At 63.8% G+C, this 18,504-nt stretch carries 15 protein-coding genes; 10 read left to right on the plus strand and 5 right to left on the minus strand.

Annotated elements, in window-relative coordinates; translation table 11 throughout:
* Positions 1–51: 51 nt before the first annotated feature.
* Positions 52–1,926: a hypothetical protein gene (locus ACNPN0_RS05035; protein WP_448938722.1), complete on the minus strand. Its 1,875-nt coding sequence runs from the start codon at positions 1,924–1,926 to the stop codon at positions 52–54.
* A 290-nt stretch (positions 1,927–2,216) separates the two neighbouring features.
* Between ACNPN0_RS05035 and leuS the strand changes: the two genes are divergently transcribed.
* The 5 genes from leuS to holA are packed head-to-tail and all read left to right on the plus strand — an operon-like array spanning position 2,217 to position 9,608.
* The gene (leuS, locus tag ACNPN0_RS05040; protein WP_448938721.1) at positions 2,217–4,706 is read left to right on the plus strand and encodes a leucine--tRNA ligase; all 2,490 of its coding nucleotides are present in this window, start codon (positions 2,217–2,219) and stop codon (positions 4,704–4,706) included.
* 9 nt (positions 4,707–4,715) lie between these two features.
* Positions 4,716–5,654, plus strand: coding sequence for a DegV family protein (locus ACNPN0_RS05045; protein ID WP_448938720.1), 939 nt, complete (start codon positions 4,716–4,718; stop codon positions 5,652–5,654).
* 15 nt (positions 5,655–5,669) lie between these two features.
* Positions 5,670–6,317, plus strand: coding sequence for a helix-hairpin-helix domain-containing protein (locus tag ACNPN0_RS05050; RefSeq protein WP_448938719.1), 648 nt, complete (start codon positions 5,670–5,672; stop codon positions 6,315–6,317).
* Positions 6,314–8,581 (plus strand): ComEC/Rec2 family competence protein, encoded by a 2,268-nt coding sequence (locus tag ACNPN0_RS05055; RefSeq protein WP_448938718.1) that lies wholly within the window; start codon positions 6,314–6,316, stop codon positions 8,579–8,581. The genes ACNPN0_RS05050 and ACNPN0_RS05055 overlap by 4 nt, the downstream gene beginning before the upstream one ends.
* A gap of 34 nt (positions 8,582–8,615) precedes the next feature.
* Positions 8,616–9,608, plus strand: a complete 993-nt coding sequence (gene holA / locus ACNPN0_RS05060; RefSeq protein ID WP_448938717.1) for a DNA polymerase III subunit delta — start codon at positions 8,616–8,618, stop codon at positions 9,606–9,608.
* Between the two features lie 175 nt (positions 9,609–9,783).
* On the opposite strand, the gene rpsT is transcribed toward holA, so the two are convergent.
* Positions 9,784–10,044 carry a 30S ribosomal protein S20 gene (gene rpsT / locus ACNPN0_RS05065; protein WP_105658324.1) on the minus strand — a complete coding sequence of 87 codons (261 nt, stop codon included), beginning with the start codon at positions 10,042–10,044 and terminating at the stop codon, positions 9,784–9,786.
* 170 nt (positions 10,045–10,214) lie between these two features.
* Positions 10,215–10,784, minus strand: coding sequence for a type II toxin-antitoxin system PemK/MazF family toxin (locus tag ACNPN0_RS05070; protein ID WP_105658325.1), 570 nt, complete (start codon positions 10,782–10,784; stop codon positions 10,215–10,217).
* 112 nt (positions 10,785–10,896) lie between these two features.
* On the opposite strand from ACNPN0_RS05070, the gene lepA reads away from it, so the two are divergent.
* Both lepA and hemW read left to right on the plus strand, forming a co-directional pair.
* On the plus strand, positions 10,897–12,744 hold the full coding sequence (gene lepA, locus ACNPN0_RS05075; RefSeq protein ID WP_105658326.1) for a translation elongation factor 4: 1,848 nt from the start codon (positions 10,897–10,899) through the stop codon (positions 12,742–12,744).
* Entirely contained in the window at positions 12,745–13,974 is a 1,230-nt protein-coding gene (gene hemW / locus ACNPN0_RS05080) for a radical SAM family heme chaperone HemW (RefSeq protein ID WP_105661289.1), read from the plus strand. It begins immediately after the preceding gene.
* A gap of 16 nt (positions 13,975–13,990) precedes the next feature.
* Here the strand turns inward: hemW and ACNPN0_RS05085 are convergent, their stop codons facing one another.
* Both ACNPN0_RS05085 and ACNPN0_RS05090 read right to left on the minus strand, forming a co-directional pair.
* The gene (locus ACNPN0_RS05085; RefSeq protein WP_105658328.1) at positions 13,991–14,392 is read right to left on the minus strand and encodes a DUF4870 domain-containing protein; all 402 of its coding nucleotides are present in this window, start codon (positions 14,390–14,392) and stop codon (positions 13,991–13,993) included.
* 90 nt (positions 14,393–14,482) lie between these two features.
* Entirely contained in the window at positions 14,483–15,352 is an 870-nt protein-coding gene (locus tag ACNPN0_RS05090; RefSeq protein WP_105658329.1) for a DUF3097 domain-containing protein, read from the minus strand.
* 127 nt (positions 15,353–15,479) lie between these two features.
* On the opposite strand from ACNPN0_RS05090, the gene hrcA reads away from it, so the two are divergent.
* From hrcA to ACNPN0_RS05105, 3 genes are all read left to right on the plus strand, one after another.
* Positions 15,480–16,493 (plus strand): heat-inducible transcriptional repressor HrcA, encoded by a 1,014-nt coding sequence (gene hrcA, locus ACNPN0_RS05095; protein WP_105658330.1) that lies wholly within the window; start codon positions 15,480–15,482, stop codon positions 16,491–16,493.
* 65 nt (positions 16,494–16,558) lie between these two features.
* On the plus strand, positions 16,559–17,683 hold the full coding sequence (gene dnaJ, locus ACNPN0_RS05100) for a molecular chaperone DnaJ (protein WP_448938716.1): 1,125 nt from the start codon (positions 16,559–16,561) through the stop codon (positions 17,681–17,683).
* A 2-nt stretch (positions 17,684–17,685) separates the two neighbouring features.
* Positions 17,686–18,459 carry a 16S rRNA (uracil(1498)-N(3))-methyltransferase gene (locus ACNPN0_RS05105; RefSeq protein WP_448938715.1) on the plus strand — a complete coding sequence of 258 codons (774 nt, stop codon included), beginning with the start codon at positions 17,686–17,688 and terminating at the stop codon, positions 18,457–18,459.
* Positions 18,460–18,504: the final 45 nt, after the last annotated feature.

The raw sequence follows: 18,504 nt of genomic DNA on the forward strand, positions 1-18,504 counted from the left end.
GATGGGTGGTTCGGGCGTTGCCGGTTTAACCCGCGGGGCAGCTCAATCGCCTTAATCGCCCGATGCGGCCTCAGGGGTGTCTTCCTGGCCTGGACGCGCGGTTTCCTGCGCGGCGGGTCTGCGGCGCGCGGGGGACTCGCCGGCTTGCCGGGCGTCCCAATAGGTATTGCGGCGGGGCTTTTGCTCCGGATCGACATGTGCAGGCATGACCACGTGCGGCAGCCCATCGACATCGACGACCTCGAGCTGTCCGGCATGGCGCTTGTGGTGATCGGACGTGCACATTCCCGCCCCGGACCAGACACTGGTTTCGCCGCCTTCGGACCAGGGCTTCTGGTAGTGGTCGGTTTCGACATGATCCGGCGGCGCGGTGCAGTCGGGCACGATGCAGCCGCGATCCCGGGCCATGATCGCTTCGCGGATCCGGCCTTTGTGGTAGCGCATCTTGCGCCCCATATCCAGCACTTGGCTGTTGCCGCCGAGGACCATCGGGATGATGTTCGCCCTGGCGAGCAGCTGCCGGAGTTCTCCGGGCGGGATGTCGATGCCATTTGCGGTCATGCCGTGCGCGTCCGCCAGGTTCTGCAGATCCGCGAGCCACAGGTAGACCACGAACTTCGGGATGACGACTTTTCGATCGCCGCCAGCAAATGGTGCGCGCAACAGCGCCATGAACGCGTTGAGCCGGCGACCATGCACATCGGGCTGCCCGGCGGGGGAGTCCTGCAGGTGCGGCTCGTCTTGCGCCCCGTCTTGCGGTTCGCCTTGGGCCTCTGCCTGCTTTGCGGTGCGGCCGCCGTCCGGGTTCTGGCCATCGTGAGCTTCTGGTTCCTCTTCGGCCCACGGCGGCATGGGCTGATCGCTGCGCAGCCACGACGGCGGCTCGGGTGCGGCTCCACTTCCGTTGCCAGCGTTCTGGCCTGCCGTGGACTCCTGGTCCGCTTGGGAGTCCTGGCCCTCTCGCGGGCCGCCGCTGGCGCTGGATCCCGAACCTGCCGGGCGCTGCTGCTGGGGATCGCGATCGGCCCGGCCGGCCTTGGTTCGTGGGTTGCCGGCCTGCGTGAGTACCGAATGAACCAGTTGAGCGTCGGTGGCATCGGTGCGCAGCGAGAAGAAATGCACGCCGTTTTTCACCGGGCCGATGAACATGCCGAGCTTGGGAGGCAGCTGCTTGCCGTGCAGTTCCTTGTAGGTCCTGATTGAGGTGCTGATCTGCTTCTGCGCGGCGGCGGGGCCCAGCTCCCGCAGGGAGTGGGCCGCGGCTTGGTCCAGGCTGCGGCCATCGGTGCCATGGGCCAGCAACGGCACGGGCACGCCGTCAAAGATGGTGTCCTGCGGTTCGAGCCGTTCAAGGCGCCGCGCGGCGGAAGCGATGGCCCGGCGGTTGGCAGCGCCCTGCCCGTAGAGTTCGGCCAGATGCTCGAAACGCGGCGCGCAGATGCCGCCATCGGGGGTGCGCCGGCCAATGAGCAGGTGCGCGTCGGCAATGCGCCGTTGGGCTTCGAAGTAGCTGATGCCCAGCCATGCGGCCAGCAGCTGGGCGGTGTCCTTGTAGCAGCAGCGCCCCGGGGCAAGGCCCGGTTCCCCGGCAAAGAGCCCGTCGGTGATGGCGTCGGGGTCATCCGCAGGCAAACGCAGGGCCGCGTAGCTGTCCAGTGCCAGCGCCCGGGCGCCGGTGGCCTCGGCATGCAGTGCGCCGGCGTGTTGCTCGCAATGGACTTGCTGGGCGAACCTTTCGGTGAGCTGCAGATGCGCCAGGACCAGGCGCGGGTCGCCCGCATCGCGCACCAGCTTGCCCAGCGCGGCATACAGGGCCAGGCACAGGTAGCCAAGGCGCAGCACCATGGCACCGGACAAGGCCGGTCCGAGGTGCATCGGGGCCTGGCATGCGGTGCGCAATGCGGCGATCAGGGCTGGCGCGTTCATGGCTCCATGATCGGGCGCTGGAAGCTCCTGCCCCTGCGGGCAGCTGCGGGATGTGGATAACTGCGGTGGCGCCGCGTTTGCCGCTGTGTGCAATCTTGCGCTTCATCGATGCGCGCGTGGGCAGGGGATATGCGATAGAATCGCGATATGAATCCGAAGCGCAACCTAGCCTGAGCGCGGCCCGTTGGCCGTACCCCCGAGTGGAAATTTGGGGGCTTTTGTTGTGTCTGGAACCAAGAACAAGTTTTTCCTATCGGAAATTTTTCCGCAAAGCGTGTGAGAAGAGCAGCGTGACATCATCGACGAACGAACCCAGGACCTACGACTTCAAGGACATCGAGTCCAAGTGGCTTCCGGTGTGGGACGAACTACAGGTGTTCAAGCCCGCCGATGATGGCAGCCGCGAACGCCGCTATGTGCTGGACATGTTCCCCTACCCATCGGGCGATCTGCACATGGGCCACGCCGAGGCCTTCGCCATGGGCGATGTTGTCGCGCGCTACTGGCGCTTGCGCGGCTATGACGTGATGCACCCGATCGGCTGGGACTCCTTCGGCCTGCCCGCAGAGAATGCCGCGATCAAGCGCAATGCCCACCCTGCCGAGTGGACCTACAAGAACATCGATACCCAGGCCGCGAGCTTCAAGCGCTACGCGATCTCCGCCGACTGGGATCGCCGCCTGCACACCTCGGATCCGGAGTACTACCGCTGGACCCAGTGGCTGTTCAACAAGTTCTACGAGAAGGGCCTGGCCTACCGCAAGGACCACCCGGTGAACTGGTGCCCGAAGGACCAGACCGTGCTGGCCAACGAGCAGGTCGTCAATGGCGCTTGCGAGCGTTGCGGCACTGCGGTGACCAAGAAGTCGCTGAACCAGTGGTACTTCAAGATCACCGAATACGCCGACCGCCTGCTTGAGGACATGGAGCAGCTCAAGGGCCATTGGCCTGAGCGCGTGCTGCTGATGCAGAAGAACTGGATCGGCCGTTCCGAAGGCGCCGAGGTCACCTTCGGGATCGAAGCGCACGAGGACAAGCCTGCGCTGCAGATCCCGGTCTTCACCACCCGCCCGGACACCTTGTACGGTGCTACCTTCATGGTGGTCGCCGCCGACGCGCAGCTGGCTGGCGAACTGGTCACCGATGAGCACCGCGCCGCCTTGGAGGAATACCAGGAGCAGGTCAAGGCCCTGTCCGAGATCGAGCGCCAGTCCAGCGAACGCGAGAAGACCGGCGTGTTCACCGGCCGCTACGCGATCAACCCGCTCTCCGGGGAGAAGCTGCCAATCTGGGCGGCGGACTACGTGCTGGCCGACTACGGCACCGGAGCGATCATGGCCGTGCCTGCGCACGACCAGCGCGACCTGGACTTCGCCAAGGCCTTTGACCTGCCAGTACGCGTGGTCGTCGAAACCGGTCTGGAAGACCCGAACGAAACCGGCACGGCCACCGCGGGCGAAGGCCAGCTGGTCAATTCGGGGCAGCTGTCCGGTTTGGAGAAGACCGAGGCGATCGCCAAGGCCATTGAGATCGTGGAAGCTGCCGGCACCGGCAAGCACACCATCAACTTCCGCCTGCGCGACTGGCTGCTGTCCCGCCAGCGCTTCTGGGGCACCCCGATCCCGATCATCCACTGCGCCGACTGCGGCGAGGTCCCGGTTCCCGACGACCAGCTTCCGGTGCGCCTGCCCGATAACCTGCGCGGCGAGCAGCTGGCCCCGAAGGGCACCTCCCCGCTGGCCGCCGCCGAGGAATGGGTCAACGTGGCCTGCCCGCAGTGCGGCGGCGCCGCCAAGCGCGACACCGACACCATGGACACCTTCGTGGATTCCTCCTGGTACTTCCTGCGCTTCGTTTCCCCGCAGTACACGCAGGGCCCCTTCGACCCGAAGGCCGTGCGCGACTGGATGCCGGTAGGCCAGTACGTCGGCGGGGTCGAGCATGCGATCCTGCACCTGCTGTACTCGCGCTTCTTCACCAAGGTCATCCACGACCTGGGCTTGATTGACGCGACCGAGCCGTTCTCCGCGCTGCTGAACCAGGGCCAGGTCCTGAACGGCGGCAAGGCGATGAGCAAGTCGCTGGGCAACGGCGTGGATTTGGGCGAGCAGCTGGACAAGTTCGGCGTCGACGCGGTGCGCCTGACCATGGTCTTCGCCTCCCCGCCGGAGGACGACGTGGACTGGGCCGATGTCTCGCCATCGGGCTCGCAGAAGTTCCTGGCCCGCGCCTGGCGCATTGCCCAGGACACCACCAGCGAGGCCGGCGTGGACTACGCGGCAGGGGACAAGGCGCTGCGCCAGGTCACCCACCGCACCGTGCACGAATCCGCCGCGCTGCTGGATTCGGGCAAGTTCAACGTGGTCATCGCCAAGACCATGGAGCTGGTCAACGCGACCCGCAAGACCATCGACTCCGGTGCCGGGGCAGCGGACCCGGCAGTGCGCGAGGCCGCCACGGTGACCGCCCAGCTGCTGAGCATGTTCGCCCCGTACACCGCAGAGGACATGTGGGAAGCGCTGGGCTATGCGCCCTCCGTGGTCACCAGCGCCTGGCCTGAAGTGGACGAGTCGCTGCTGGTCGATGACACCATCACCGCGGTCGTGCAGATCAAGGGCAAGGTCCGTGCCCGCCTGGAGGTTCCGGTGGACATCACCGAGGAGCAGCTGCGCGCCCAGGCCCTGGCCCACGAGTCGGTGATCCGGATGCTCGATGGCAAGGAGCCGCTGAAGGTCATCGTGCGTGCGCCGAAGCTCGTGAACGTGGTTCCCGCCCCGTAAGCTCGGCTCATGACTGAACGCCAGAAAAGCTCGCGCGCGGGCTGGCTGCCCAAGTGGCTGGCCCCGCGCGGGCTTTCGCGTACCCGCATCGGGGTCGTCTCCGATTCGGCGTCCTGCCTGCCCGGGCATTTCGGGCCGCATCCGGACTTCATCGAAGTGCCGATCCCGATCATCGTGGACAACCATGTGCACGGCGAAGACCTGCAGGCGCTGATGATGGGCCTGGCCATGGGCAAGGCGGTGAAAACCTCGCGCCCGGCGCCAGGCGAGTTCGAAAGCGCCTACCGGCAGCTGCTCGACGCCGGCTGCGAGTCGATCATCTCGATCCACATGTCCGGGGCGCTGTCGGGCACCGTGGAGGCGGCCCGCTTGGCGGCCCGCAGCTTTGACGCACCAATCACCGTGGTCGATTCGCGCACCGTGTGCCTGCCCCAGGGATTTGCCGTGGCCGATGTGCTGGCTGCCCGCGCCGCCGGCGCCCCGCTGGAGATGCTCGAGCAGATCGCCGGCACGGCCACCGCCAACACCGTGTACTTCGCGGTGCCAAGCCTTGAGCAGCTGCGCCGCGGCGGCCGGATCAGCGCGCTGTCCTCCGTGGTCGGCAGCTTGCTGAATTTCAAGCCGATCCTCGGGATCGCCGAGGGCTCGATCGTCGCCCTGGAAAAGCCCCGCTCCTTCGCGCGCGCCACTGCACGGCTGGTGGCCCTGGCCCTGCGCGACGCCCGCGACGCCAGTGGCGAGGTGCGGCTGGGGGTGATGCATTTCGGCGCCGAGGAACTGGCCGAGGAAATCGCCACCGAGCTGGCGCCGTTCAGCGCCATGCCGGTCGTGGTCGAGTCCCTTCCGGCGGTGCTGGCCGCGCATACCGGCCTGGGCGTGATCGCCGTGTGCGTCGCCCCCAGCTATCCACAGTCGGCGTCCATCCTGGATCGGCCGCCGGCACCATAGCCCAGACTGTGGCCCATGGGCCGCCACGACTTCTTCAGCAAGTACGCGCCACGTCCCGGTCGCCTGAGATTCGCGATCTCGCGCGTGGCCGTGCTGGTGCTGGTTATCGTGGTGCTCGCCTGGATTGCGATCTCCATCCTGCTCGCGCCACCGCCGGTCGCCCAGGAGCTTGAAACAGTTCCGCTGGTATCCGACCCGTCCGCTACGGCGCCGGAGGACCGCCAGTTCCCGAGCCCGGCCGCACCCGAGGTCACGGTCCACGTGGTCGGCGCGGTGAAGAAGCCCGGCGTCTACCAGCTGCCCGTGGATTCGCGGATTGCCGACGCGGTGGACGCCGCCGGCGGGCTGGCCAAGGGCGCACGTGCGCAGATGGTGAACCTGGCGGCCAAACTGGTCGACGGCCAGCAGGTGGTACTTCCAGGAGCCGAGACAGCCACGGAACCAGCCGCGGCACCGAGCCCGGCGGCGGGCGGGAAGATTTCGCTCAACAGTGCCGATTCCCAGACCCTGCAGGAGCTTCCGGGGATCGGGCCGGCATTGGCAGCCCGGATCATCGACTTCCGCACCGAGAACGGTCCGTTCAGCTCCGTGGAAGAGCTGGATGCGGTACCGGGCATCGGTCCGGCGCTGCTGGGCCAGCTGAGCGAACTGGTGATCCCGTGAACACCGATTTCCGCGGCCTGTGGCTGCTGGGCGGCGCGTGGACCGCTGCCTACTTCACCCTCCCGGCCTGGCTGCTCTGGGCACTTTCCGCGCTGATGGCTATCCTGCTGTTCCTGCTACTGCGGCCCCGGCACGACCGCGCCTACGCGGCGCCATGGTTTACCGGTCCCATTATCCTGCTCTTGGGGGTGGTGGCCGTCAGCAGCCTGGCCTTCACCGACCCCCAGTGCCAGCTGCCGGGAGCCGGCGAGCAACAGCGCCGCGCCGTGGTCCGCTTCGAGGACCCGGCTACCGCCCAGGGCCAGGGGGCTGCCGCCGGCCGGGCGGAAATCCAGCGGTACTGGGCCAACGGCCAATGGGTGCCATGCCGGGTGCCGGTCTTCCTCACCATTGATTTCGGGGTGCCGGCCACTGCGGGCGAGTTCGAGACCATCCTCGACTTGGAAGCAGCAGCTGCCGGCGCCTTCGATTGGTGGGCGCATGCCGCCAGTGAACCGCAGGTGAGCTCCTGGGTTGAGCCTACCGCCGCGGATTACCTTAAGGAACGGTTCACCCAGGGCTTGCGCGGCCTGCCGGACAATGCCCAGGCACTGCTGCCTGGCATGCTCTATGGCGATCGTTCCGGACAGGACGAAGCGTTGAGCGAGGCGATGAGATCCAGCGGGTTGAGCCACCTGACCGCGGTGAGCGGATCGAACATTGCCCTGATCGGGGCCATTGTGCTGGTGCTGTTCCGGCTGTTTTCGGTGCCACGGGCACCCAGCGCGATCCTGATGATTGGCGTGGTCGGGCTCTTCGCCTGGTTTGCCGGGCCGGATCCCAGTGTCCTGCGCGCCAGCCTGATGGGCAGCATTGCGGTCATCTCGGTGCTGCTGGGCCGTGGCCAAGGCTCTCTGGGAATACTGTGCCTGAGCGGAACAGCCTTGCTGGCCATCGATCGCTCGCTGGGTGCCGAACCGGCCTTCGCCCTGTCGATGCTGGCGACCCTGGGAATCATCATGCTCGCCCCGGCCCTGACCGAAATTCTTCTCCACATATTCCCGGCCTGGTTCGCGCAGCTGACGGCCATTTGCTGCGCGGCGCAGTTCACCTGCCTGCCGGTGGTCATCGCGTTGAATTCCGATTTCAGCCTGTACTCGCTGCCCGCGAACCTCGTGGTCGCGCCGTTGCTGCCTTTGATTACTGCGCTTGGCATGGCCTGCCTGCTGCTGTGCACGCCGTGGCCAGCGCTGGAATCGGTGCTGATCTGGGTTCCGGGGCTGCCGGCAGAAGCCATTGGCCAGGTGGCCCATTTCGTTTCCGGGCTCCCCGGTGCCGCCCGGCCGTGGCCTGAGGGCCTACCCGGAATCGTCTTGGCAGTGATGCTGTCCCTGGTGCTGTGCACCCTGCTGGTGCTGGGCCGGGAAACCGAGAGGCTCCGGGTCAGGCAGGTGTCCCTAAGCGTGCTGGGAGCGATCATGGTATTCGCCGTAGCGCTCGTTCTGCCTGCGACGCTGTTCTACCGGGAAGATATTGCCCCGCAGTGGAGCATTGCCATGTGCGATGTGGGCCAGGGCGACGCCTTCGTCATCAATCTGGGGGATTCAGAGGGCTGGCTGATCGATACCGGGCCACCGGAGAGCGGGTTGCTGCTGTGTCTGGAGCGGCTGGGCATCAGCACCTTGAGCAAGGTCTTCATCACGCACACCCACAGCGACCATTTCGGGGCCGTGGGCGAGCTGGAGAATTCGCACGTAAAGATTGGTGAACGCCTGGTCTCGACCGGGTTCGACCTTGAACTATGGCCAGGTGCACGCGCCTTGGAGCCAGGTACGCGGCAGGCTGCAGGGGAGGTGGGCTTCGAAGTCGTGGGCCCCGAGGCGCGCTTCGCGAAATACGCCGAACCCAACGATACGTCGCTGGTCATCCGGTTCAGCTTTTCCACCGGGTCCGGGACCATCGATCTCTTCACGGCCGGGGACATGGAAACCGAAGCCATGGATCGCCTGCTGCGCCTGCATCCGCAAGGGCATGCAGCGATCCTGAAAGCCTCGCACCATGGGGCACGCAACGGCGGAACCGAAATCATCGAGCAGATCCGTCCGCAGATCCTGCTGGTTTCCGCGGGGAAAGATAATTCCTATGGCCATCCGCACCCCGAGACCCTGGCGATGGCGCAGCAGGTCGGCGCGACGGTGATTCGCACCGACCAATCGGGTACCGTACTGCTCACATTTACCAGCCAGGGCGTTCTGGGTACCTCCCTGGGTACGCCGGTTCGGTAGGATCGTTATATCGACCGATGCACTAAGGAGTTCGATGGCACGCGCCCAAGCAAATCCGGGTATCTCATGGCGGGAACTGCGCCCGCAACCACTGATCCTGTTGACCGGTTCAGAGGATTACCTCGCTTCGCGCGCCTTCGAATTGCTGCGTTCCCAGGCATCCCAGCGGGACGATATCCAGCACACGCGTCTTGATGCGGCAAAGTACGAGCCTGGAGAGCTGCTCATGGCCACCAGCTCTTCGCTGTTTTCCAGCGCCAATCTGGTCGAGGTCCACGAACTGGCCCACATGAACGAGTACTTCCTCAAGGACGCCCTGGCCTACCTGAAAGACCAGGCTCCCGAGAATGTGCTCATCATGCACTACTCGGGTGGTACGCGCGGCAAGAAGCTGATTGACGCGATCAAAGCTGCCGGTGCCCTGATCGTCAATTGCCAACCGGTGAAAAAGGACTCCGAGAAGATCGACTTCGTCCAGTCCGAATTCAAAGCCGCCAAGCGCCGGATTACCAATGATGCGGTCAAAGCCCTCGTAGCGGCGGTAGGCAACTCGCTGGCAGAGCTTGGATCGAGCTGCTCCCAGCTGATTGCCGACACCACGGGGACCATTGACCAGGATACGGTCGACAGGTACTACGGCGGCCGGGTTGAAGCAACTGCGTTCAAGGTGGCCGATGCCGCAATTTCCGGCAACGCCCAGATGGCGCTTCGCACTTTGCGCCATGCGCTGGGTACTGGAACCGACCCGATTCCCATTGTGGCCACTTTGGCGATGAAGGTCCGCCAGATCGCCAAGGTCGCCGGCGTGAATGAACCCGCAGCTGAATTGGCATCCGAGTTGGGGATGGCACCGTGGCAAGTTCAGCAGGCGCAGCAGCAGGCCCGCGGCTGGAAACGCAGCGATCTTGCCCTGTGCGTCGAAGAAATAGCGAATACCGACCGCATGGTCAAGGGCGGCAGCCGTTCACCGGGCTACGCGCTGGAACACGCCATCATGTTCATTGCAGGCAAGTCTCCGGGTCGCTAGCCGCTGAGGTTCCAGGTGGGGGCGGGCACGATGCACTCGTGCGCGCTCCCACTGCTCTTTAATGAAGGCTAGCCATCGATGCGTGTCTGCCTGGAAGCTTCGACGAGCAGTTCCGGGCAAAACAAAACCCCCGCACTCGATGAGTGCGGGGGAGTTGATGAAGTCTAAGCTCGGCTTAGAGGGCGTTAACCTTCTTGGCGATAGCCGACTTGCGGTTAGCAGCGTTGTTCTTGTGCAGAACACCCTTGCTTACAGCCTTGTCGATCTTCTTGCCAGCCAGGCGCAGTGCCTCGGTTGCCTTTTCCTTGTCACCGGAGACTACTGCCTCGTTGACGTTACGGATCACGGTCTTGACCTCGGAACGGACAGCTACGTTACGCAGACGTGCCTTCTCGTTGGTCAGGATACGCTTCTTCTGGGACTTGATGTTAGCCACTTTAATAAACTCTCTCGTTTATCGTTTTATACGGTCGGTAGAGGGTTCATCCTTCAGGCCATCGACTGAGCGGTGTGGGGCACCTATGGCGACCCGAAGGGGGCGTGTTGCCCAACCTGCGCAACACACAAAGATTAACTTTATCAGAAAGGGAGCCTGACAACGAGTGCTTAGGCGCGTTCGTTTAGGGCGTTCACCACATTTGAGAAGCGTTCGCGATCCAGGATGGCGCCTTCGCGGCGGACGGCTTGCTCGCCGACTCGGATAATGCGATCGAGCTTGACCTCGCTCGGACGCCGCTCGCGGTCCCAGTCCCCGGTACCGATGTCCATGTAGTTGCGGTCGCGGTGATCCGAGTTGTTCTTGTCCTTGCTGGTGAGCATCAACCCCAGCAGCCAGCCACTATCACGGCCGACGATCAGCACCGGGCGATCCTTGCCCTGCGAATAATCCTCTTCATAGGGAACCCAAGTCCAGACAATTTCTCCCGGATCGGCGTTGCCGTCCTTCGCCGGGTTGTACTCGTAGTGAATCTTCCCACGGTAATCACCCGGGTAGCCGGCACCCGCTGGAGAATCCTGCATGGAGTTGGCACGAGAGCGGCTTCCGGCAGTGCTCGGGGACCCGCTGGCCCCGCGGTTGCTGGCCGGGCGCTTGCTTGCCGAATTTGCGCGGACCTTGCTGATTTCCTTCAGCGCGCGCATGACGATGCTAAATATCTTCTCTGGATTCAGTGCCATGGACGACAAACTATCAGTTTCAGGCTGTCGAAATATGAGAAGACGCGGAAATCATGACAGAATGGAAGCTAATCCAACTATGTCTTTTAGTCAGCTAGTGAGGTCTGTTTAGGTGTCTCCATTGGCCCGCACCGCTCCGGTGCCTGCCGCGACCGATCCGTCGCTCATCCGTAACTTCTGCATCATTGCCCATATCGACCACGGTAAGTCGACCCTGGCCGACCGGATGTTGCAACTGACCGGCGTTGTCGCTGCCCGCGACATGAAGGCACAGTACCTCGACCGCATGGACATCGAGCGCGAACGCGGCATCACCATCAAGTCCCAGGCTGTGCGCATGCCGTGGGGAGCCGAAGATGGCACCCCCTATGCACTGAACATGATCGATACCCCCGGGCACGTCGACTTCACCTACGAAGTCTCGCGTTCGCTGGCCGCCTGCGAAGGCGCGATCCTGCTAGTTGACGCCGCCCAGGGCATCGAAGCGCAGACCCTGGCCAACCTCTATTTGGCTATCGAGGGCGATCTGACGATCATCCCTGTGCTCAATAAGATCGACCTGCCCAACGCCCAGCCGGAAAAGTACGCTGCCGAGCTGGCCAACCTGATCGGTTGCGAGCCAGAAGACGTGCTGAAGGTTTCTGGCAAGACCGGTGAAGGCGTTGAAGCACTGCTCGATGAGGTCATCAAGCAGCTCCCGCCGCCTGTCGGCGATGCCAAGGCTCCGGCTCGCGCAATGATCTTCGACTCCGTATACGACACCTACCGTGGCGTGGTGACCTACGTTCGAGTTGTCGATGGCAATCTGTCTCCTCGCGAGAAGATCCAGATGATGTCCACCGGCACCACCCACGAACTGCTGGAAATCGGCGTATCCTCGCCGAACCCCGAGCCCACCAAGGGCCTGGGCGTTGGCGAAGTGGGCTACCTGATCACCGGTGTCAAGGACGTGCGCCAGTCCAAGGTCGGCGATACCGTCACCAACTTCCACAAGCCGGCCACCGAGTCCCTGGGCGGGTACGAAGAGGCCAAGCCAATGGTCTTCTCCGGCCTGTACCCGATGGACGGCACCGACTACCCGGTATTGCGTGATGCGCTGGATAAGCTGCAGCTCAACGATGCCGCGCTGACCTACGAACCGGAAACCTCCGTGGCCCTGGGCTTCGGCTTCCGTGTGGGCTTCCTGGGCCTGCTGCACCTGGAAATCACCCGCCAGCGACTGGAATCCGAATTCAATCTGGACCTGATTTCCACGGCGCCGAACGTGGTGTACGAGGTCATGGGCGAAGACAAGCAGATGATTACGGTGACCAACCCCTCGGAATTCCCGGATGGCAAGATCCTGGAAGTCCACGAGCCAATGGTTGCCGCCACCATCCTGGCGCCCAGCGAATTCATCGGCTCGGTCATGGAACTGTGCCAGACCCGCCGCGGCACCATGCGCGGCATGGACTACCTCTCCGAGGACCGTGTCGAAATGCGCTACCACCTTCCGCTGGCCGAGATCGTGTTCGACTTCTTCGACCACCTCAAGTCCAAGACCCGCGGCTATGCTTCGCTGGACTGGAAGGCCGACGGCGAGCAGGTGGCAGATCTGGTCAAGGTCGACATCCTGCTCCAGGGCGAGCAGGTGGATGCTTTCAGCGCCATTACGCACCGCGACAAGGCCTACAACTACGGGACCATGATGACCTCGAAGCTGCGTGAGCTGATTCCTCGCCAGCAGTTCGAAGTTCCAATCCAGGCCGCGATCGGTTCGCGCATCATTGCCCGTGAGAACATCCGCGCAATCCGCAAGGACGTTCTTGCCAAGTGCTACGGCGGCGATATCAGCCGCAAGCGCAAGCTGCTGGAAAAGCAGAAGGAAGGCAAGAAGCGCATGAAGATGGTCGGCCGCGTGGAGGTTCCGCAGGAAGCCTTCATTGCCGCACTGTCCACCGACGAGCCGAAAAAGAAGTAGATGCCTTCAGTACTGCCTGACGGCGATCCGGCTCCGGCCGATGGTCTGCTCCCTGCCTCATGCGCGCATGAGGCACAGGGGCGGACCATGTCCTTTTATGTGCATATTCCGTTCTGCACCGTCCGTTGCGGCTACTGCGATTTCAACACGTACACCGCCACGGAGCTGGGCTCCGGTTCCAGCCAAGCAACCTACGCTGCCACCGTCAGCAAGGAAATCAGCTTCGCCCGCGAGGTGATGGACCGTTCGGGCCAACCGCACCGCGAAATTGAAACTGTCTTCTTCGGCGGCGGAACTCCCACGCTGCTGCCCGCCGGAGACCTGGTCTCGGTGCTCGGCCGGATCCGCGACGACTTCGGCCTGAAGCCGGGTGCGGAAATCACCACGGAGGCCAACCCGGATTCGGTGACCCGCGAAAGCCTGCAGGAGCTGGCCGACGGCGGGTTCACCCGCGTGTCCTTCGGCATGCAGTCCGCGGTGCCCCACGTGCTCAAGGTGCTTGAGCGCACCCATGATCCGAAGCGCGTTCCGCAAGCCGTTGCGTGGGCGCGCGAGGCCGGCCTGGATGTCAGTGTCGATCTGATTTATGGCACTCCGGGGGAGAGCCTGGCAGACTGGCGCACCAGCATCGAAGCCGCGTTGAGCTACGAACCTGATCACATTTCGGCGTATGCGCTGATCATCGAGGAAGGCACCAAGCTGGCGGCCCAGATTCGCCGTGGCGAGGTACCGAACATCGATGATGACGACCATGCCGAAAAGTACCAGTTGGCCGACGACATGTTTGCCGCGGCCGGTTTCTCCTGGTACGAGGTCAGCAACTGGGCGAAGACCCCGGCGAATGCCTGCCAGCACAACATCGCTTACTGGCAGGGCGGCGACTGGTGGGGCGCAGGCCCCGGCGCGCATTCCCATGTTGGCGGGCTGCGCTGGTGGAATGTGAAGCATCCAGCCGCGTATCAGCAACGGATCGATGCTGGAATCTCCCCGGGCCACGGCCGCGAATACCCGGATGCCGAGGCCGTGCAGCTTGAGCGCACGATGCTGTTGACCCGGCTGGGTTCGGGCATGACGATTAGCGAGCTCGATGAAACCGGACGCAAGAAAGTCGCCGGCTTGATCGCCGACGAGCTGATTGATGCCAAGGCCGCGTTCGCCGGCACATTGGTGTTAACGCAGCGAGGCCGGCTCCTGGCCGACCTCGTGGTGCGTGAACTGCTCGATTTCTAAGACTGGGAAACCGCTGCTACTTCATCAGCCGCAGATTGAATTGGTAGCGGTAAGGGCGTCCCTTGTTGGCCTGGATGGCAGCAAGGGCGCCCGAGACCGTCATGAAGACCCAGAGGGCCACGGCGAGTACTGCGAAAAGCCAGCCGATCACCGGCAAGACCATGAGCACATTGAATACGATGGCGAGAATGGTCAGCGGGAACGTGAAATTGAACGCTTCCTTCGATTCCTGTGCAGTGAACGGGCCACGGTCCCGGAATACGGCAAAGACGATTGCCGAAGGAACGCAACCCAAGATGGCACCGAAGTGGGCCATCATTGCCCACTGGCGATCTTCTGAAGGAGTCAGCGGCAGCGCAGAGGTCCTGGAACCTTCGAAGCGGGAATTCTCCGATGGCTTCGTCTGGCGTGATGTCACTATTTTTCCTTGTCTTGCTAAGTGTGGTTCCTCTTATCATAGCGACCGCGGCTGGGCGCACGGGGAGATTCGCAGACTAATCTCCAACTATTAGTCAATCGTTAGGAAACCGTAATCTTCGGTCGTGAGAAAATCGATCAATTCTTCAATCCGGCCCAAGAGCTGCGGTTCAAGCTGCCCGTAATGCTGCACCGTGGACAAGAGCCGCTGCCATCCGATGCCGATGTCTTCCGCGGTGGAGTGCGGCCAGCCAAAGGCCCGGAGCACACCGGTTTTCCAATCGGTGCCCTTGGGGATCACCGGCCAAGCCTTGATGCCCAGTGTCGCAGGCTTGATCGCCTGCCATACATCCACGTACGGGTGGCCGAGGATCAGCACGTTTTGCGCTGCACCGGGGACCTTCATCGCCTCGGCAACGATGCGCGATTCCTTGCTTCCGGCAACCAGGTGGTCAACCAGGATTCCCAGGCGGCGCTGCGCGGAGGGGGCGAAGTCGCGGATAGCCCCGGCAAGATCGTCCACGCCATGCAGCGGTTCAACGACGATGCCTTCAACACGCAGGTCGTGGCCCCAAACTTTTTCAACCAGCTCAGCGTCGTGCTTGCCTTCTACCCAGATGCGGCTTGCCCTGGCTTCCCGGGCCTTCAGTCCGGCAACGGCACGCGAACCCGAAGCCGAGACCAGCTTCTGGGGCGGTGCGGCCTTGGCAACGGGATCAATGATCTGCACCGCTTCGCCTTCGAGGAAGAACCCGAAGCCCGCCTGGAAGGAGCGGGTCTTGCCGTGGCGGTCCTCGAGCACGATCACGCGCATGCCACCGGATTTCTCGGTACGGATGACTTCTCCTACCCATCCTGAGGTGGCATCTTCCAGAATCATGCCACGTTCAACAGGGACCTGGCGGAGTTTTTTCGGTGCCGGTGCACTCAGATCCCGTGGTCCCCAGGAGTAATTAGTCACGTACTGCCTTTCGCTGTGATCGAATACGCTCGAAATCCAATGCTAGCAACTGCTGAACGTATTAGACTTGGCACTTGACAGGTTAGAGTGCCAAAGCCGGGCACAGGGAATCCAAGGAGGTGCTGTTGTGACAGAGCCGCGACGCCTAGACGTTCTGCGTGCCATCGTGGAGGACTACGTCCAATCCCGTGAGCCAGTGGGTTCCAAAGCGCTCCTTGACCGGCACAACCTCGGTGTCAGCGCCGCGACGATCCGCAATGACATGGCTATGCTGGAAGAAGAGGGGCTCATAGTCGCTCCGCATACTTCCTCCGGACGGATCCCCACCGAAAAGGGATACCGCCGCTTCGTCGATGAGATCGGCGAGCTCAAGCCGCTGTCGCGGGCTGAACGCGACGCCATCAACAAGATCCTGGACAGCTCCACGGACCTGGACGAGATGCTCAAGAGCACCGTTCGCCTCCTGGCGCGGTTGACCAACCAGGTAGCAATGATCCAGGTGCCGCACTACGACACCGCTTCGTTGAAGAACCTCGATCTGGTCGGACTGGGCTCGGCCCAGGTGCTGATGGTGATGATCGCTTCCAATGGCACGGTGGATCAGCGCATGATGCCGGTCCAGCGTTCCTACAGCGATGATGAGCTGGATGACTTGAAGCTGTGGCTGCTCAACAATTTCGGGGGAGTGAAGCTTGCCGAACTTGCCGGCCGGCTCACCCGCATCGAGCGCAGTTCGACGCAGCAGGCCGACCCCCTGGTGGACCAGGTGATCGGTGCGCTGGAAGAAATGGCCCAGGCGGCCAACGCGCAACGCATCATCATGGCAGGCACCGCGAACCTCGCCCGCGTGGAAGGGGACTTCCCGCTGAGCATAACCCCGGTGCTCGAGGCGCTCGAGGAGCAGGTAGTGCTGCTCAAGCTCTTCTCCGAGCTGGAAGCCGATTCGCGCGGCGTGGCCGTGGCCATCGGCACCGAGCACCACTACGGGCAGCTGTCGGAAGCCGCCGTGGTCGCCACCACCTACGGCACCGATGTGCGCAACAAGCTCGGGGTCCTGGGCCCCACCCGGATGAACTATCCAACCTCCATGGCCTCGGTTCGTGCGGTGGCACGGTACCTGTCGAAGATTTTGGCTAACTAGCCTCGCTGGGCACCGCCCGGCACTACCGAATTTCAAGATTCTCAGGAAAGGACACGGCGAATAACGTGAGCTCGCATTACGAGACCCTAGGCGTCGCCAAGGACGCGACCCCGCAGGAAATCAAGAGTGCCTACCGCAAGTTGGCGCGTAAGCTGCACCCGGATGTAAACCCTAGCGATGACGCTGCAGAACAGTTCAAGCTGGTCACCCGAGCCTACGAAGTCCTTTCCGACCAGACCAAGCGCTCCAACTACGACGCCACCGGCGATGAGAACGGCAACGGCCACCCGGGCTTCGGCGGTGGCGGCCAGGGCTTTGGCGGCTTCGGCGACATCTTCGAGCAGTTCTTCGGTGGCGGCCAGGCCCAGGGCCCGGCATCACGCACCCAGCCGGGCCGCGACGCGCTGATCACCATCACCATCGACCTGGAAGACGCGGTCAAGGGCACGGTCTACCCGCTGGAGATGGAAACCGCTGTCACCTGCAAGACGTGCAACGGTTCGTGCACGCGCGAAGGCACCAGCCCGGTCACCTGCGACATCTGCCATGGCGCAGGCCAGGTGCAGCGTCCAGTGCGTTCATTCCTGGGCCAGATGATGACCGTGGAAACCTGTGCGGCCTGCCGCGGTTTCGGCACCACCATCCCGGACCCCTGCCTGGAGTGCAACGGCGAAGGCCGGGTGCGCGAGCACGTGTCCAAGTCGCTGAACGTTCCTGCAGGTGTCGACTCCGGCACCCGCATCCAGCTGCGCGGACAGGGCGAAGCCGGCCCGGGTGGCGGGCCTAACGGCAACCTGTTCGTCGAGATCGACGTGCGCCGCCATAAGGTCTTCGAGCGCGCCGGCACCGACCTGCACGCCAAGATGAGCCTGCCAATGACCGCCGCCGCACTGGGTTGCGAGCTGAAGCTGGAAACCTTCGACGGCGGCCAGTCCATCAATGTGGAGCCAGGCGCCCAGGATGGCGACACCGTCACCCTGCCGGGCTTCGGTGTGCCGCGCCTGCGCGGAGGCAAGCGCGGGGACATCATCGTGCACCTGCAGGTGGAGACGCCGACCAAGCTCGACGCTGCCCAGCGCGATCTGCTCGAGCAACTGGCCAAGCTGCGTGGCGAAGAACTCTCGGCCGGCCGTGTGGAGCACAGCGGCGGCATGTTCTCCCGCCTGCGCGACAAGCTGAACCAGCGCTAAGCATGAGCAACCACAGCTTCGTCATCGACGCCCAGCAGGGCCGGGACGCAACGGTCGGGGACATTCTTGAACTGGATGGCTCCGAAGCGCACCACGCGGTCACCGTTAAACGGGTCTCCGCGGGCGAGCACCTGGACCTGCTGGATGGCAAGGGGCTGCGCCTGACTGTGGAGGTCATCGGCACCGCCAAGGACCTGCTGAGCGTGAAGGTCCTGCGCCGTGCCGAGGAAGCGGTCAGCGATCACCCGGTCACCCTGGTCCAGGCGCTGTCCAAGGGGGATCGCGACCTGCAAGCTGTCGAGTCCGGCGTGGAACTGGGCGTGCTGTCGGTACGCCCCTGGCAGGCCGACCGCTCGATCGTGCGCTGGAACGCGGCCAAGGTCGACAAGGCCATGGCCAAGTGGCGCGCCCAGGTGCGCTCGGCGCAGAAGCAGTCGCGCCGCGCCTATGAGCCAGAGGTGCTGGACCCGCTGGGTTCCAAGGAACTGGCCAAGGCCATCGCGGCCGATACCGCAAATGGCGCGCTGGTTCTGGTTCTGCACGAGCAGGCCGCGGACTCGGTGGCCCGGCATGTGCAGTCGTGGCTCGCCGATGCGCGGACCGGCCAGGAGATCATCATGATCGTCGGGCCAGAAGGAGGCATCTCCGAAACGGAGCTGCAGTCCTTCGTCGATGCCGGCGCCCAACCAGCCCTGCTGGGCCAGCATGTGCTGCGTGCCTCGACCGCGGGCCCCGCGGCCCTGGTCTTGATCCGCCATTTGATCGGCGAAATCTAGGTTCCAGAATTCCGGTTAGCAGGTGAATTGCTCCGCAGATCCCGG

It is taken from the genome of Glutamicibacter sp. AGC84 (assembly GCF_053543575.1).

Excerpts from the sequence above, each read along its gene's own strand:
- ACNPN0_RS05035 (WP_448938722.1), bottom strand. The coding sequence starts at position 1,926 with ATGAACGCGCCAGCCCTGATCGCCGCATTGCGCACCGCATGCCAGGCC.
- ACNPN0_RS05045 (WP_448938720.1), top strand. The coding sequence starts at position 4,716 with ATGACTGAACGCCAGAAAAGCTCGCGCGCGGGCTGGCTGCCCAAGTGG.
- ACNPN0_RS05050 (WP_448938719.1), top strand. The coding sequence starts at position 5,670 with ATGGGCCGCCACGACTTCTTCAGCAAGTACGCGCCACGTCCCGGTCGC.
- holA (WP_448938717.1), top strand. The coding sequence starts at position 8,616 with ATGGCACGCGCCCAAGCAAATCCGGGTATCTCATGGCGGGAACTGCGC.
- ACNPN0_RS05070 (WP_105658325.1), bottom strand. The coding sequence starts at position 10,784 with ATGGCACTGAATCCAGAGAAGATATTTAGCATCGTCATGCGCGCGCTG.
- hemW (WP_105661289.1), top strand. The coding sequence starts at position 12,745 with ATGCCTTCAGTACTGCCTGACGGCGATCCGGCTCCGGCCGATGGTCTG.
- ACNPN0_RS05105 (WP_448938715.1), top strand. The coding sequence starts at position 17,686 with ATGAGCAACCACAGCTTCGTCATCGACGCCCAGCAGGGCCGGGACGCA.